General features: G+C 63.8%; 14 protein-coding genes. 11 read left to right on the top strand and 3 right to left on the bottom strand.

The features are described from left to right. Position 1 precedes the first annotated feature (1 nt). The 3 genes from J4D52_RS08960 to gap all read right to left on the bottom strand — a co-directional run bounded on the left by J4D52_RS08960 (position 2) and on the right by gap (position 2,186). The gene (locus J4D52_RS08960) at positions 2-520 is read right to left on the bottom strand and encodes an RNA polymerase sigma factor (RefSeq protein WP_007926306.1); all 519 of its coding nucleotides are present in this window, start codon (positions 518-520) and stop codon (positions 2-4) included. 72 nt (positions 521-592) lie between these two features. Continuing rightward, positions 593-1,057: a methylglyoxal synthase gene (locus J4D52_RS08955; protein WP_025805854.1), complete on the bottom strand. Its 465-nt coding sequence runs from the start codon at positions 1,055-1,057 to the stop codon at positions 593-595. Positions 1,058-1,181: 124 nt separating this feature from the next. Then, positions 1,182-2,186 (bottom strand): type I glyceraldehyde-3-phosphate dehydrogenase, encoded by a 1,005-nt coding sequence (gap, locus tag J4D52_RS08950; protein WP_025805853.1) that lies wholly within the window; start codon positions 2,184-2,186, stop codon positions 1,182-1,184. Positions 2,187-2,409: 223 nt separating this feature from the next. On the opposite strand from gap, the gene edd reads away from it, so the two are divergent. The 11 genes from edd to J4D52_RS08895 form a co-directional block, all read left to right on the top strand. Beyond that, positions 2,410-4,236, top strand: a complete 1,827-nt coding sequence (gene edd, locus J4D52_RS08945; protein ID WP_009045235.1) for a phosphogluconate dehydratase — start codon at positions 2,410-2,412, stop codon at positions 4,234-4,236. Next, positions 4,233-5,189 carry a glucokinase gene (locus J4D52_RS08940; RefSeq protein WP_102676972.1) on the top strand — a complete coding sequence of 319 codons (957 nt, stop codon included), beginning with the start codon at positions 4,233-4,235 and terminating at the stop codon, positions 5,187-5,189. The genes edd and J4D52_RS08940 overlap by 4 nt, the downstream gene beginning before the upstream one ends. 85 nt (positions 5,190-5,274) lie before the next feature. Then, on the top strand, positions 5,275-6,006 hold the full coding sequence (locus tag J4D52_RS08935; protein WP_007926317.1) for a response regulator: 732 nt from the start codon (positions 5,275-5,277) through the stop codon (positions 6,004-6,006). 31 nt (positions 6,007-6,037) lie between these two features. Beyond that, positions 6,038-7,465, top strand: coding sequence for an ATP-binding protein (locus tag J4D52_RS08930; protein WP_371860292.1), 1,428 nt, complete (start codon positions 6,038-6,040; stop codon positions 7,463-7,465). Between the two features lie 213 nt (positions 7,466-7,678). Continuing rightward, on the top strand, positions 7,679-8,938 hold the full coding sequence (locus J4D52_RS08925; protein ID WP_102676973.1) for an AGE family epimerase/isomerase: 1,260 nt from the start codon (positions 7,679-7,681) through the stop codon (positions 8,936-8,938). A gap of 118 nt (positions 8,939-9,056) precedes the next feature. Further along, a complete protein-coding gene (locus J4D52_RS08920; protein WP_025805847.1) occupies positions 9,057-10,364 on the top strand; it encodes an ABC transporter substrate-binding protein in 1,308 nt (435 codons plus the stop codon). Positions 10,365-10,527: 163 nt separating this feature from the next. After that, positions 10,528-11,436: a carbohydrate ABC transporter permease gene (locus tag J4D52_RS08915; RefSeq protein WP_008032969.1), complete on the top strand. Its 909-nt coding sequence runs from the start codon at positions 10,528-10,530 to the stop codon at positions 11,434-11,436. Next, the gene (locus J4D52_RS08910) at positions 11,429-12,274 is read left to right on the top strand and encodes a carbohydrate ABC transporter permease (protein ID WP_025805845.1); all 846 of its coding nucleotides are present in this window, start codon (positions 11,429-11,431) and stop codon (positions 12,272-12,274) included. The genes J4D52_RS08915 and J4D52_RS08910 overlap by 8 nt, the downstream gene beginning before the upstream one ends. A 3-nt stretch (positions 12,275-12,277) precedes the next feature. Further along, positions 12,278-13,438 (top strand): ABC transporter ATP-binding protein, encoded by a 1,161-nt coding sequence (locus J4D52_RS08905; RefSeq protein WP_025805843.1) that lies wholly within the window; start codon positions 12,278-12,280, stop codon positions 13,436-13,438. A 121-nt stretch (positions 13,439-13,559) separates the two neighbouring features. Then, positions 13,560-14,909 (top strand): carbohydrate porin, encoded by a 1,350-nt coding sequence (locus J4D52_RS08900; RefSeq protein ID WP_025805842.1) that lies wholly within the window; start codon positions 13,560-13,562, stop codon positions 14,907-14,909. 149 nt (positions 14,910-15,058) lie between these two features. Further along, on the top strand, positions 15,059-15,870 hold an 812-nt coding region (locus J4D52_RS08895; RefSeq protein WP_207272121.1), incomplete at its 3' end, for a D-hexose-6-phosphate mutarotase.

Here is a 15,870-nt window from a genome sequence, read left to right as displayed (position 1 = left end):
CTCAATGACCGTTCAAGCGCTCGGCGACGCCGATGCAGATGGCCATGATCAGCTTCAGTTCCTTTTGCACGGTGCTCTGGGAGACCTCGAGCTTCTCGGCGATCTCCAGGTAGCTGTGGCCGTGCAGGCGGCTGAGGATAAAGATCTGCTGTTGGCGCGGGCTGAGTTGGGCAAGGCTCATGTTCAGGCGTTCCAGCAACTGTTCGGCATGGGCGGCATCCTCGGCGCTGCTCAGTGGCGCGGCCACGCTTTCGACCACGTCCACCGGCACGTCTTCGAGCAGGGTACGGGCCTGGATGCGTCGCGCGCGCAGGTGGTCGAGCGCCAGGTTGCGGGCGGTCTGGAAGACGAAGGGTTCGAGGTGGTCGATGGCCCGTTCGCTCAGGGCCCGGGTCACGCGCAGGTAGGTTTCCTGCAACAGGTCCTCGGCGGTGCTGTGGTTGTTGACCATCCGCTCCAGCGTGCGCAGCAGCGAAACGCGCTGGGTGAGAAAGACATGATTGAAGCGAGATTGGCTCACAACAGGACCTGGCTGATTTTTCAGCGGATGATAATGCTTATCATCTACGTCGAAGGTCAAGCCCTGAGTGAATCATCGACGCCCTGAGAGGTAGGCCGGATAGTCCGGAATCCGGTAGCTGTGCGCCTGCTCCATCAGCGGGCTGCTGAGCAGGTAGTCGGCGCTGCATTCGTTGCAGGCCACGGGAATGTTCCAGACCGCCGCGACCCGTAGCAGGGCCTTGATGTCCGGGTCGTGGGGCTGGGGTTCGAAGGGGTCCCAGAAGAACACCAGCATGTCCACCCGCTGCTCGGCGATCCGCGCGCCGAGTTGCTGGTCGCCGCCCAGGGGGCCGCTGATCATGCTTTCCACCGGCAGGCCGAGGCGTTTGTGCAGCAACTGGCCGGTGGTGCCGGTGGCCAGCAGATCGTGCTCGGCGAGCTTGTCTTTCTGCCGCTCGGCCCAGTCCAGGAGGAAAGTCTTGCAATGGTCGTGGGCCACCAGGGCGATGCGCTTGCGCGCTGCCATGCTGGCCTGGGTAAAACTGATACCGATCATCGGTGGCGGCTCCGGGAGGGGGCAGCAGGAGCTGCCGAGGCTGCGATCTTTGCGCGCTTGAACCTCGAATGTGAAGATCAAAAGATCGCAGCCTGCGGCAGCTCCCGCGTCGCAGGCCGTGGGCTTACTCGGCGCTGCACAGGGCCAGGCAGTTATCCAGCATGCGGTTGGAGAAGCCCCACTCGTTGTCGTACCAGGCCAGTACCTTGAGCAGCTTGCCGCCGCTGACCTTGGTGTGATTGGCGTCGAAGATCGACGACAGCGGGTTGTGGTTGAAGTCGCTGGAGACCAGCGGCAGGCTGTTGTAGCCCAGGATCTTCGAGTGCTGGCTGGCGCTCTTGAGCAGGGCGTTGACCTCCTCGGCGGTGGTGTTGCGCTTGAGCTGCACGGTCAGGTCTACCAGCGATACGTTGATCACCGGTACCCGCACCGCCATGCCGGTCAGCTTGCCCGCCAGTTCCGGCAGCACCAGGCCCACGGCTTCGGCCGCGCCGGTCTTGCTCGGGATCATGTTCTGGGTGGCCGAACGGGCGCGGTACGGATCGCTGTGGTAGACGTCGGTCAGGTTCTGGTCGTTGGTGTAGGCGTGGATGGTGGTCATCAGCCCGCTTTCGATGCCCAGCTCGCGGTTCAGCACCTGGGCCACCGGCGCCAGGCAGTTGGTGGTGCACGAAGCGTTGGAAATGATCTGGTGCGACTGGCGCAGAATGTCGTGGTTCACGCCATACACCACGGTGGCGTCGGCACCTTTGGCCGGGGCGGAAATAATCACTTTGCGGGCGCCGGCGCTGATATGGGCGGCGGCCTTGGCACGGTCGGTGAACAGACCGGTGCATTCGAACACCACGTCGATCTTCTCGGCGGCCCAGGGCAGTTCGGCCGGATTGCGGATGGCGCTGACGGCGATCCGGTCGCCGTTGACGGTCAGGCTTTCCTGATCGTGCTGCACCTCGGCATCGAAGGTGCCGTGGACGGTGTCGTATTTGAGCAGATGGGCATTGATCGAACTATCACCCAGATCGTTGATGGCGACGATCTGCAGATCCTGGCGATAGCCTTGGGTATAAAGTGCGCGCAGGACGTTGCGGCCGATGCGGCCAAAACCATTGATTGCGATTCGTAGAGTCATTAGAAAAGCGCCTGCCGTAGTTTTGTTGTTGGAATTACAAGATTATTCGCAAAAAAATAGAAAACAAGCCTTTTTGGTGGCAGTATTTTGTTTTATCTACAACGAGTGACCTGAATCAACTGGTCCGAATGGTCAAGAAACCCTCTGCCATCCCTTGTGCCGCGGGTGTTTTGATCAGCCTAGACAAACAGGTCGCCACATCCGTTAGCCTGGAGTTCTACCCATGCATCCCCGCGTTCTTGAGGTCACCGAACGGCTTGTCGCCCGCAGTCGCGCCACTCGCGAGGCTTACCTCGCCCTGATCCGCGGCGCCGCCAGCGATGGCCCGCAACGGGGCAAGCTGCAGTGTGCGAACTTCGCCCACGGCGTTGCCGGCTGCGGTTCCGAAGACAAGCACAGCCTGCGCATGATGAATGCCGCCAACGTGGCAATTGTTTCGTCATATAACGACATGCTCTCGGCGCACCAGCCGTACGAGCACTTTCCCGAACAGATCAAGAAGGCCCTGCGCGAGATGGGCTCGGTCGGCCAGTTCGCCGGCGGCACCCCCGCCATGTGCGATGGCGTGACCCAGGGCGAGGCCGGCATGGAACTGAGTTTGCCGAGCCGTGAGGTGATCGCGCTGTCCACCGCGGTGGCCTTGTCCCACAACATGTTCGACGCCGCGCTGATGCTCGGCATCTGCGACAAGATCGTCCCGGGCCTGATGATGGGCGCGTTGCGCTTCGGCCACCTGCCGACCATTTTCGTCCCGGGCGGGCCGATGCCGTCGGGCATTTCCAACAAGGAAAAGGCCGACGTGCGCCAGCGTTACGCCGAAGGCAAGGCGACCCGCGAAGAACTGTTGGAATCGGAGATGAAGTCCTACCACAGCCCGGGTACCTGCACCTTCTACGGCACCGCCAACACCAACCAGCTGCTGATGGAAGTCATGGGCCTGCACTTGCCGGGCGCGTCCTTCGTCAACCCTTACACGCCACTGCGCGACGCCCTGACCCATGAGGCGGCGCAGCAGGTCACCCGCCTGACCAAGCAGAGCGGCAACTTCACGCCGATCGGCGAGATCGTCGACGAGCGTTCGCTGGTCAACTCCATCGTCGCCCTGCACGCCACCGGCGGTTCGACCAACCACACCCTGCACATGCCGGCGATCGCCCAGGCCGCGGGCATCCAGCTGACCTGGCAGGACATGGCCGACCTGTCCGAGGTGGTGCCGACCCTGTCCCACGTCTATCCGAACGGCAAGGCCGACATCAACCACTTCCAGGCGGCAGGCGGCATGGCGTTCCTGATCCGCGAACTGCTGGAAGCCGGCCTGCTCCACGAAGACGTCAACACTGTGGCTGGCCGTGGCCTGAGCCGCTACACCCAGGAACCCTTCCTGGACAACGGCAAGCTGGTGTGGCGCGACGGCCCGATCGAAAGCCTCGACGAAAACATCCTGCGTCCGGTGGCCCGTGCGTTCTCGCCGGAAGGCGGCCTGCGGGTGATGGAAGGCAACCTCGGTCGCGGGGTGATGAAAGTCTCCGCCGTGGCACTGCAGCACCAGATCGTCGAAGCGCCGGCGGTGGTGTTCCAGGACCAGCAGGACCTGGCCGATGCGTTCAAGGCCGGGGAGCTGGAAAAGGACTTCGTGGCGGTGATGCGCTTCCAGGGCCCGCGCTCCAACGGCATGCCGGAGCTGCACAAGATGACGCCGTTCCTCGGCGTGTTGCAGGACCGTGGCTTCAAGGTCGCGCTGGTCACCGACGGGCGCATGTCCGGGGCCTCGGGCAAGATCCCGGCGGCGATCCATGTCAGCCCGGAAGCCCAGGTCGGCGGTGCGCTGGCGCGGGTGCGCGATGGCGACATCATTCGCGTGGATGGCGTAAAGGGCACGCTGGAGCTTAAGGTAGACGCCGATGAATTCGCTGCCCGCGAGCCGGCCAAGGGCCTGCTGGGTAACAACGTTGGCAGCGGCCGCGAATTGTTCGGTTTCATGCGCATGGCCTTCAGCTCGGCGGAGCAGGGCGCCAGCGCCTTTACCTCTGCCCTGGAGAACCTTAAGTGAAGTTAGCGCTGGTCGGTGACATTGGTGGAACCAATGCGCGTTTTGCGTTGTGGAAAGACCAGCGCCTGGAGTCGATCCAGGTGCTGGCGACGGCGGACCATGCCTGCCCGGAAGAAGCCATCGGCATTTACCTGAGCGGCCTCGGCCTGGCGCCGGGTTCGATCGGCGCGGTGTGCCTGTCGGTGGCGGGCCCGGTGGGCGGCGACGAATTTCGTTTTACCAACAACCACTGGCGCCTGAGCCGCAAGGCTTTCTGCCAGACCCTGCAGGTGGATGAGCTGCTGCTGGTCAATGACTTCTCGGCCATGGCCCTGGGCATGACCCGCCTGCAGCCCGGCGAGTTCCGGGTGGTCTGCGAAGGCACTGCCGAGCCGCTGCGCCCGGCGGTGGTGATCGGGCCGGGCACCGGCCTGGGCGTCGGCACGCTGCTGGACTTGGGCGAAGGCCGCTGGGCCGCCTTGCCGGGCGAGGGCGGGCATGTCGACCTGCCGCTGAGCAGCCCGCGGGAAACCCAGTTGTGGCAGCACATCTACAGCGAAATCGGCCACGTCAGCGCCGAGACCGCGCTCAGCGGCGGCGGTTTGCCCCGGGTGTACCGGGCGATCTGCGCGGTGGACGGGCATGAGCCGGTGCTCGATACCCCGGAAGCCATCACCGCCGCGGGCCTGGCCGGCGACCCCATCGCCCTGGAAGTGCTCGAGCAGTTCTGCTGCTGGCTGGGCCGGGTGGCGGGCAACAACGTGCTGACCACCGGCGGGCGCGGTGGCGTGTACATCGTCGGCGGGGTGATCCCGCGGTTCGCCGACTTTTTCGTCGAGAGCGGTTTCGCCCGTTGTTTTGCCGACAAGGGCTGCATGAGCGATTACTTCAAGGGCATTCCGGTGTGGCTTGTGACGGCGCCGTACTCGGGCCTGACCGGTGCCGGGGTGGCGCTGGAACAGGCGTTTGCCTGATAGCGACAGGGCCACGGAAGGCTGAAAGGTTGTTGATCTCTAAGGCATAATCCCGTTCCATCCATAACAACAAAGGACGGCCCGCGTGAGTTCAGTCAGTAAGTCGATCTTGTTGGTTGATGACGATCAGGAAATCCGCGAGCTGCTGGAGACTTACCTCAGTCGCGCCGGCTTCCAGGTCCGCAGCACGCCCAACGGCGCCGGCTTTCGCCAGGCGCTGAACGAGGCGCCGAGCGACCTGGTGATTCTCGACGTGATGCTGCCGGACGAAGACGGCTTCAGTCTGTGCCGCTGGATCCGCCAGCACCCGCGGGTCGGCCAGGTGCCGATCATCATGCTCACCGCCAGCTCCGACGAAGCCGACCGGGTCATCGGCCTGGAGCTGGGTGCCGACGACTATTTGGGCAAGCCCTTCAGCCCCCGGGAATTGCAGGCGCGGATCAAGGCCCTGTTGCGTCGCGCGCAGTTCGGCCAGGAACGGGCCGGCGGCGAGGTGCTGTGCTTCGACGAGTGGCGCCTGGACATGGTCAGCCACCGGCTGTTCCACAACGACGGCGAGGAAGTGATCCTCTCCGGCGCCGACTTCGCCCTGCTCAAGCTGTTCCTCGATCACCCTCAGGAAATTCTTGATCGCGACACCATCGGCAATGCCACCCGCGGGCGCGAACTGATGCCCCTGGACCGCATCGTCGACATGGCGGTCAGCCGCCTGCGCCAACGCCTGCGCGACACCGAGAAGCCGCCGCGGCTGATCCGCACCGTGCGCGGCAGCGGTTACCAATTGGCAGCCAATGTGGTTGCCGGCAATGCTCACTGAGTTTGCGCGCAAGCTGCTGGCGCGGGTGCCGGTGCCGCGTTCGCTGCTGGGCCGGATGCTGCTGCTGACGCTGCTGGTGGTGCTGTTCGCCCAGGCCTTGTCCAGCGTGATCTGGGTTTCCCAGCTGCGCGCCACCCAGCTCGAAGGCCTGGTCACCAGCGCCCGCAGCCTGGCCCATTCGATGACCGCCAGCGTCAGCTACTTTCGTTCGTTGCCGGTGGCGTACCGGCCGCTGGTGCTCGATCAGTTGCGCAGCATGGGCGGCACCCGTTTTGTCGTGACCCTCAACGACAAGCCGCTGGGCATGGAAGTGCTGCCGATCACGCCGCGCAAGCAGGCGGTGCTCAAGGCGGTGGAGGAAGTGCTGCGCCAGTCCCTGGGCAACGACGCCTATATCTCGGTGACCTTCGTCAGCCCCGAGGACCTGCGGATTTTCAATGGCGGCCTGAAGCTCGATGAGTTGCCGCGCTCCTGGGCCCACTACGCCCTGACCCTGGAACCGGTGAACCCGCCGGTGCTGGTCACCCAGATCCAGATGGCGCCAGGCGAGTGGCTGTACATCGCCTCGCTGTTGCCCGAGCCCTACACCAGCCTCGAAGAGCAGGGGCTGCCGGCGCAACAGGTGTGGTTCATCGTGCTCACCAGCGGTTTCCTGCTGCTGTTCATCGGCCTGCTGGTGCATTGGCAGAGCCGGCCGCTCAAGCGCCTGGCGCGGGCCGCGCGGGACATGTCCCTGGGCGCCGATGTGCAGCCGGTGGCCGAAGGCGGCGGCAGCGAAGTAGTGGAGGTCGGCCGGGCTTTCAATGCCATGCGCGAGCGCATCAGCCGTTACCTGACCGAGCGCAGCCAGCTGTTCAGTGCGATTTCCCACGACCTGCGCACGCCCATCACCCGCCTGCGGCTGCGGGTCGAACTGCTGGAAGACGAGCAGCTGCAAGCCAAGTTCGGCCGCGACCTGGATGAGCTGGAGCTGCTGGTCAAGGGCGCGCTGCAATGCGTCAAGGACACCGATATCCACGAGAACATCGAGCCGGTGGACCTCAACCAGGTGCTCGACTGCCTGGTGGAACCTTACCTGGCGCCCAACGGCAACGGCCGCGTGACCCAGCAGGGGCGGGCGCTGGCGCCTTATCCGGGCAAGCCCCTGGCGCTCAAGCGCTGCATGGGCAACCTGATCGACAACGCGCTGAAGTACGGGCAGAACGCCCATCTGCACATCGATGACGATGCCAATGCGTTCATCCTGCATGTCGACGACGAAGGCCCGGGCGTGCCGGAGCAGCGCCTGGAGCAGGTGTTCGAGCCGCACTTCCGCCTGTCTGGCCAGCAGCAGGGCTACGGCCTTGGCCTGGGCATCGCGCGCAACATCGCCCACAGCCATGGCGGCGAGGTCAGCCTGCAGAACCTGCGCGAAGGCGGTTTGCGCGTGACCCTGTACCTGCCGCGTTCCATGGACTGATGCCTCTGTAGGAGCGAGCGGGCGGCGATCCGACTTGCCCGCGAAGCGTCGTACCTGACACGACGCGTTGTCCTTCATCGCGAGCAAGCTTCGCTCCTACGGAATCAAGTTGTTTGTCACGGCTTTGTGACATTTCCTGTGACCTTCGTTACCTGCCCGCGCGAACCCGTTGTTTAGACTCAAGGCCCTGATAAAAACAACAACAGGTCCGCCATGAACAGTATTCCTCTGACGTTCAGCAGCTGGCTGAACGCTCCTGCCCATCATCAATGGCTGGCCGCCGAAGGCCAGCGCCTGTTGACGTTCGCCAGCGCGGCCCGGCTGCCCGAAGGCTTCGGCGACCTGGACGAGTGCGGGCGCCTGCCGAGCGGTGCCCGGGCTGGCACCATGAACACCGCGCGCATGACCCACAGTTTCGCCATGGCCCATATCCAGGGCATTCCCGGCTACGCCGCGCTGGTGGACCACGGCATTGCCGCGCTCAACGGCGCGCTGCGCGACGGCCAGTATGGCGGCTGGTTCGCCACTCCCGGGCAGGCCGATGGCAATAGCGGCAAGGCCGCCTACCTGCATGCCTTCGTCGCCCTGGCGGCGAGTTCCGCGGTGGTGGCTGCGCGCCCCGGCGCCGAAGCCTTGCTGGCGGAGGCGATCCGGGTCATCGAAACGCATTTCTGGAGCGAGGAGGAGGGCGCGATGCGCGAGTCCTTCAACCGCGACTGGAGCTGCGAGGAGGCCTATCGCGGCGCCAACAGCAACATGCACGCCACCGAGGCGTTCCTCGCCCTGGCCGATGTCACCCAGGACCCGCGCTGGCTCAACCGCGCCCTGCACATTGTCGAGCGGGTCATCCACCAACAGGCCGCTGCCGGCGATTACCGGGTGGTCGAGCATTTCGACCGGCAGTGGCAGCCATTGCCGGATTACAACCAGGCGCATCCGGCCGACGGTTTCCGTCCCTATGGCACTACCCCCGGGCACGCTTTCGAGTGGGCCCGCCTGCTGCTGCACCTCGAAGCCGCGCGCTGCCAGGCCGGCATGCTCAGCCCCGGCTGGCTGCTACTGGATGCCCAGCAGCTGTTCGAAAACGCCTGCGGTGATGCCTGGGACGTCGATGGCGCGCCGGGCATCGTCTATACCCTGGACTGGCAGCAGCGCCCCGTGGTGCGCCAGCGCCTGCACTGGACCCACGCCGAGGCCGCGGCAGCGGCCAGCGCCTTGCTGCAGCGCACCGGCGACCTGCAGTACGAAACCTGGTATCGGCGCTTCTGGGAGTTCACCGCCGAGCACTTCATCGATCCGCTGCACGGCAGTTGGCATCACGAATTGGACAGCAACAACAGGCCTAGCGCCGAGATCTGGGCCGGCAAGCCGGACCTGTATCACGCCTGGCAGGCGGTGCTGATTCCGCGCCTGCCCCTGGCACCGAGCATGGCCTCGGCGCTCGCCGAAGTGTCTAGACTGCAGGTTGTGTAACCATGTGGTGACATTCGCGCATCCCTTCGTTACCTGCGCGGGTAGGCCCCCTGTTTAGAATCCTATGCAGCGCAAGCACCAGACTTGCATGCATAACAACAAGAAAGGTACACCTCAGATGAATGCGATTTCTCGTCTAGCTGCTGTCATTTCCGTTGCCTCGTTGTTTCCCCTCAGTGCGTTCCCTCTCGTTTCCGTAGCCGCCGATGCCAAAGGTTCCGTGGAAGTCGTCCACTGGTGGACTTCCGGCGGTGAAAAAGCGGCGGTCGATGTGCTCAAGGCCCAGGTCGAAAAAGACGGGTTCACCTGGAAAGACGGCGCAGTCGCCGGCGGTGGCGGTGCCACGGCCATGACCGTGCTGAAAAGCCGCGCCGTTTCCGGCAACCCGCCAGGCGTTGCCCAAATCAAGGGCCCGGACATCCAGGAGTGGGGTAGCACCGGCTTGCTCAGCACCGACGCCCTGAAAGACGTGGCCAAGTCGGAAAACTGGGACGGCCTGCTCTCCAAGAAAGTCTCCGACACCGTGAAGTACGAAGGTGACTATGTCGCCGTGCCGGTGAACATCCACCGCGTCAACTGGCTGTGGATCAACCCGGAAGTCTTCAAGAAGGCCGGGATCGACAAGGCCCCGACCACCCTCGAAGAATTCTATGCCGCCGGCGACAAGCTCAAGGCTGCCGGTTTCATTGCCCTGGCCCACGGCGGCCAGCCATGGCAGGACAGCACCGTGTTCGAAGACGTGGTGCTCTCGGTCATGGGCGCCGATGGCTACAAGAAAGCGCTGGTCGACCTGGACCAGAAAACCCTCGCCGGCCCGGAGATGACCAAGGCCTTCACCGAGCTGAAGAAAGTCACCAGCTACATGGATCAGAACCGCGCCGGGCGTGACTGGAACATCGCCGCCGCCGACGTCATCAACGGCAAGGCCGGCATGCAGATGATGGGCGACTGGGCCAAGAGCGAGTGGACCGCGGCGAAGAAAGTCGCCGGCAAGGACTATCAGTGCGTGGCCTTCCCGGGCACCGACAAAGCCTTCACCTACAACATCGACTCCCTGGCGGTGTTCAAGCTCAAGGCCGATCGCAAGGGCGATATCGCCGCCCAGCAGGACCTGGCCAAGGTTGCCCTGGGCAAGGACTTCCAGAAGGTCTTCAGCATCAACAAGGGTTCGATCCCGGTGCGCACCGACATGCTCAACGACATGGCCGCGCAAGGCTTCGACTCCTGCGCCCAGGCGGCGGCCAAGGACTTCCTGGCTGACGACAAGACCGGCGGCCTGCAACCGAGCATGGCGCACAACATGGCCACCTCCCTGGCCGTGCAGGGCGCGATCTTCGATGTGGTGACCAACTTCATGAACGACAAGGACGCGGACCCGGCCAAGGCCAGTGCGCAGCTGGCATCGGCCGTCAAGGCCGCCCAGTAAGGTCCGGTGCCGCAGGCTCGCCTGCGGCTGTTCCTGAGAGCGCTCTTCCCCTGTAGGAGCGAGGCTTGCCCGCGAAAGCGTCGTACCTGACACGACGCGTTATCGTTCATCGCGAGCAAGCTTCGCTCCTACAGATACTCACTCCTTCAACTGGATTATCCCGATGAGCTCTGTGGCGGTTTTCAGCAAAGCCTCACCGTTCGACGCGCTGCAGCGCTGGCTCCCCAAGTTGGTCCTGGCGCCAAGCATGCTGATCGTCCTGGTCGGTTTTTACGGTTACATCATCTGGACGTTCATTCTGTCCTTCACCAACTCCAGCTTCATGCCGAGCTACAAGTGGGTCGGCCTGCAGCAATACATGCGCCTGATGGACAACGACCGCTGGTGGGTGGCGAGCAAGAACCTGGCGCTGTTCGGCGGCATGTTCATCGGCATCAGCCTGGTGCTGGGCGTGTTCCTGGCGGTGCTGCTGGACCAGCGCATCCGCAAGGAAGGCTTTATCCGCACCGTCTACCTGTACCCGATGGCGCTGTCGATGATCGTCACCGGTACCGCCTGGAAATGGCTGCTCAACCCTGGCCTGGGCCTGGACAAGATGCTGCGTGACTGGGGCTGGGAAGGCTTTCGCCTGGACTGGCTGGTGGATCAGGATCGCGTGGTGTACTGCCTGGTGATCGCTGCCGTGTGGCAGGCCTCGGGCTTTGTCATGGCGATGTTCCTCGCCGGCTTGCGCGGCGTCGACCAGTCGATCATCCGTGCCGCCCAGGTCGATGGCGCGAGCCTGCCGACCATCTACCTGAAGATCGTCCTGCCGAGCCTGCGCCCGGTGTTCTTCAGCGCCTTCATGATCCTCGCGCACATCGCGATCAAGAGCTTCGACCTGGTGGCGGCGATGACCGCCGGTGGCCCTGGCTACTCGTCCGACCTGCCGGCGATGTTCATGTATTCCTTCACCTTCAGCCGTGGCCAGATGGGCATAGGTTCGGCCAGCGCCATGCTGATGCTGGGCGCCGTGCTGACCATCCTGGTGCCGTACCTGTACTCCGAACTGCGAGGCAAACGCCATGACTAACCAGCTCGGAAAACCTGCGCTGAACTTCAGCCGCATCGCCATCTACGCCACCCTGCTGCTGGCAGCGGCGGTGTACCTGGTGCCGCTGGTGGTGATGCTGCTGACCAGCTTCAAGACCCCGGAAGACATCCGCACCGGCAACCTGCTGAGCTGGCCGGCCGTGATCGACGGCATCGGCTGGATCAAGGCCTGGGACGCGGTGGGTGGCTACTTCTGGAACTCGGTGAAGATCACCGTGCCGGCGGTGGTCGTCTCGACCTTCATCGGTGCCATCAACGGCTACGTGCTGTCGATGTGGCGCTTTCGCGGTTCGCAGTTGTTCTTCGGCCTGCTGCTGTTCGGCTGCTTCCTGCCGTTCCAGACCGTGCTGCTGCCGGCGTCCTTCACCCTCGGCAAGTTCGGCCTGGCCAACACCACCAGCGGCCTGGTGCTGGTGCACGTGGTCTATGGTCTGGCGTTCACCACGCTGTTCTTCCGCAACTACTACGTGAGCATCCCGGATGCCCTGGTCAAGGCCGCGCGCCTGGACGGCGCGGGCTTCTTCACCATCTTCGGCAAGATCCTGCTGCCGATGTCGGTGCCGATCATCATGGTCTGCCTGATCTGGCAGTTCACCCAGATCTGGAACGATTTCCTGTTCGGCGTGGTATTCGCCAGCGGCGATGCGCAACCGATCACCGTGGCCTTGAACAACCTGGTCAACACCAGCACCGGGACCAAGGAATACAACGTTGATATGGCGGCGGCGATGATCGCCGGGCTGCCGACACTGCTGGTCTACATATTCGCTGGCAAGTATTTCCTGCGTGGGCTGACGTCCGGCGCGGTCAAGGGGTAAAAGATGGCAACTCTCGAATTACGCAACGTCAACAAGACCTACGGTACTGGCCTGCCGGATACCCTGAAGAACATCGAACTGAAGATCGATGACGGTGAGTTCCTGATTCTCGTGGGGCCCTCGGGCTGCGGTAAATCCACCCTGATGAACTGCATCGCCGGCCTGGAAAACATCAGCGGCGGGGCGATCCTGGTGGACGACGCCGACATCAGCGGCATGAGCCCGAAGGACCGCGACATCGCCATGGTGTTCCAGTCTTACGCGCTGTACCCGACCATGAGCGTGCGCGACAACATCGCCTTCGGCCTGAAGATCCGCAAGATGCCGGCCGCCGAGATCGACGAGGAAGTGGCGCGGGTGGCCAAGCTGCTGCAGATCGAACACCTGCTCAACCGCAAGCCCGGCCAGCTGTCCGGCGGCCAGCAACAGCGCGTGGCCATGGGCCGGGCCCTGGCGCGGCGGCCGAAGATCTACCTGTTCGACGAACCGCTGTCCAACCTCGACGCCAAGCTGCGGGTTGAGATGCGCACCGAAATGAAACTGATGCACCAGCGCCTGAAAACCACCACGGTTTACGTCACCCACGACCAGATCGAAGCCATGACCCTGGGCGACAAGGTGGCGGTGATGAAGGACGGCATCATCCAGCAGTTCGGTACCCCGAAACAGATCTACAACGACCCGGCCAACCTGTTCGTGGCCAGCTTCATCGGCTCGCCGCCGATGAACTTCATCCCCCTGCGCCTGCAGCGCAAGGACGGCCGCCTGCTGGCCCTGCTGGACAGCGGCCAGGCCCGTTGCGAGCTGCCCCTGGGCATGCAGGACGCCGGCCTGGAAGACCGGGAGGTGATACTCGGCATCCGTCCGGAGCAGATCGGCCTGGCGAACGGCGAGGGCAACGGCCTGCCGACCCTGCGCGCCGAGGTCCAGGTCACCGAGCCGACCGGTCCCGACACCCTGGTGTTCGTCAACCTCAACGGCACCAAGGTCTGCTGCCGCCTGGCGCCGGATGTGGCGCCGCAGGTCGGCGAAACCCTGACCCTGCAATTCGATCCGGCCAAGGTCCTGCTGTTCGATGCCAAGAGTGGCGAGCGCCTGGGTGTTGCGGCCCCTGCGCAGTCCGAAGCCCATGCCAGCAACGTGGCGCAGTTCAAGGGGCGTTGAAGCCCGCGTTATTGGAGCAAGGACGTACCGAATGCGCGGCGGATGGCCTGTCATCCGTCGCATCAGGTGTAAACCGCGTTAGAGAAAAACAGTTAATAACAATAAAGACGAGGATGTAGGGATGAAAAAGAAGAGCACCAATGCACGCTTGATCTGCCAGTTGTCAGCGATTGCGGCAATGACCCTGGCCGGTAGCGCGCACGCTGACGAAGCGTTCAGCGCCGATTCGAAATGGATGACCGGTGACTGGGGTGGCGAGCGGACCAAGCTGCTCGAGAAGGGGATCGACATCAAGGCTGATTACGTTGGCGAAATGGGCGCCAACCTGCACGGCGGCTACAACGACGACAAGACCGGGCGCTACAGCGACCAGTTCGGCCTGGGCGTGGCGCTGGACCTGGAAAAGCTCTGGGGCTGGGATAACACCCAGGCGAAGATCCAGCTGACCAACCGTAACGGCCAGAACATCTCCAACGACCGTATCGGCGACCCGCGTGCCGGCACCCTGAGTTCCTCCCAGGAAGTCTACGGCCGTGGCCATATGGTGCGTCTGACCCAATTGTGGATCCAGCACCAGTTCCTCGACGGCAAGCTCGACGTCAAGGCCGGTTACTTCGGCGAAGGCGAAGACTTCAACACCTTCCCCTGCGAGTTCCAGAACCTGGCGTTCTGCGGCTCCCAGGTGGGCAACTGGGCGACCAACATCTGGTACAACTGGCCGGTCAGCCAGGCGGCACTGCGGGTGAAGTACCACATCACCCCTGAGCTGTACGCACAGATCGGCGCGTACAACCAGAACCCGTCGCAACTGGAGCACGGCAACGGCTTCAAGCTCAGCGGCAGCGGTACCAAGGGCACCGTGCTACCGGTCGAGCTGGTCTGGTCGCCGAAGGTCAACAACCTGCCGGGCGAGTACCGCGTCGGTTACTACAAGAGCACGGCCGATGCCAGCGACGTGCGCGAGGACGTCAATGGCCAGGACGCCGCCGTCACCGGTGACAGCTATCGCGTGCACAGCAGCAAGCACGGCTACTGGTTCGTCGGGCAGCAGCAACTCACCACCCACAACGGCGATGCGACCCGCGGTCTGAACATCGCGGCCAACGCCACCTTCCACGACAAGGACACCAACTTCATCGACAACTACCAGTCGCTGATGCTGGTGTACAAGGGCCCGTTCGACGCACGTCCGAAGGATGACGTCGGCATCGGTTTCGCCCGTATCCATGTCAACGACGACGTGAAGAAAAACGCCCAGTTGCTCAATGACACCAACGGCGTCAGCAACTACGACGATCCGCTGTTCTCGCCGCTGCGCGAGACTGAGTACAACTACGAAATCAACTACGGCTTCCATGTCACCAACTGGCTGACCGTGCGTCCCAACCTGCAGTACATCACCCATCCAGGCGGTGTGGATGAGGTCGACAACGCCCTGGTGGCCGGCCTGAAAATTCAGTCGGTGTTCTAACGCTGTTGCGATAAGCTCCTCCTCTATGTGCGCATTTTTGCGGATGGCCTTGGCTATCCGCTTTTTTTTGGGGACGAACCCGTTCCCTACAGGGCTTTGCGCATCAATGATGAATATCGGTACAGCAATGATCTTCAGGACCGTGGCCCATGCATGAGCATCCGCTACAACGCTTTTTCAAATCCTTGCGCGAGCGCCCGACTTTCGCCTGGGAGCGCTATCAGATGCGCGACGTGCTGGTGATCGACCATCCGCTGTGCCAGGCGGTGTTCAGTCGCCAGGGCGCGCAGCTCCTGCATTTCCAGCCGACAGGGCAGAAGCCCTGGCTGTGGTGTGCGGCGAAGTGGCCGCAGGTCGGGGCGATCCGTGGCGGGGTGCCGGTGTGCTGGCCCTGGTACGGCCGTCACCCGAGCGAAAACGCCTGGCCGTCCCATGGCTGGGCGCGCCTGATCGACTGGAAGCTGCTCGACAGCCGCAGCGATGACGAGGGCGTGTCCCTGCACTGGCAGCTGCAGCTGTGCGACTGGCAGGTCGACCTGCACGCGCACCTGGGCGAAAGCATGGACCTGCGCCTGAGCACCGAGCACCAGGACAGCCTGCCGTGCCAGCTGAGCCAGGCTTTGCACGCCTACTGGCGTATTGGCGACGTCGGTGAGGTAGCGCTGTCTGGGCTCGACGGCGCCGAGGGTTACGACCAGTTGAGCCGCCAGGCGTGCCGGCAAACAGGCGAGCTGCGGGTCGATGGCGGTTGCCAGCGGGTGTTCCAGCACGAGGGCGAATTGCAGCTCAAGGACCACGCCTGGCAACGCGAATTGCGCATCGATACTGGCGATACCGCCGACACCGTGGTCTGGCATCCGGGCAGCCGGCCGCTGCTGGGGGTGAGCTGGAGCGAGGTGTCCGGGTTCGTCTGCGTCGAGGCGGCGGCGGGGGGCACCGACAGCCTGTGCCTGGCGCCGGG

Origin of the sequence: Pseudomonas sp. GW460-12-10-14-TSB1 (assembly GCF_017349775.1) — a bacterium.
Lineage (GTDB): Bacteria > Pseudomonadota > Gammaproteobacteria > Pseudomonadales > Pseudomonadaceae > Aquipseudomonas > Aquipseudomonas piscium.
This window is presented reverse-complemented; position numbering and strand designations above follow the sequence as displayed.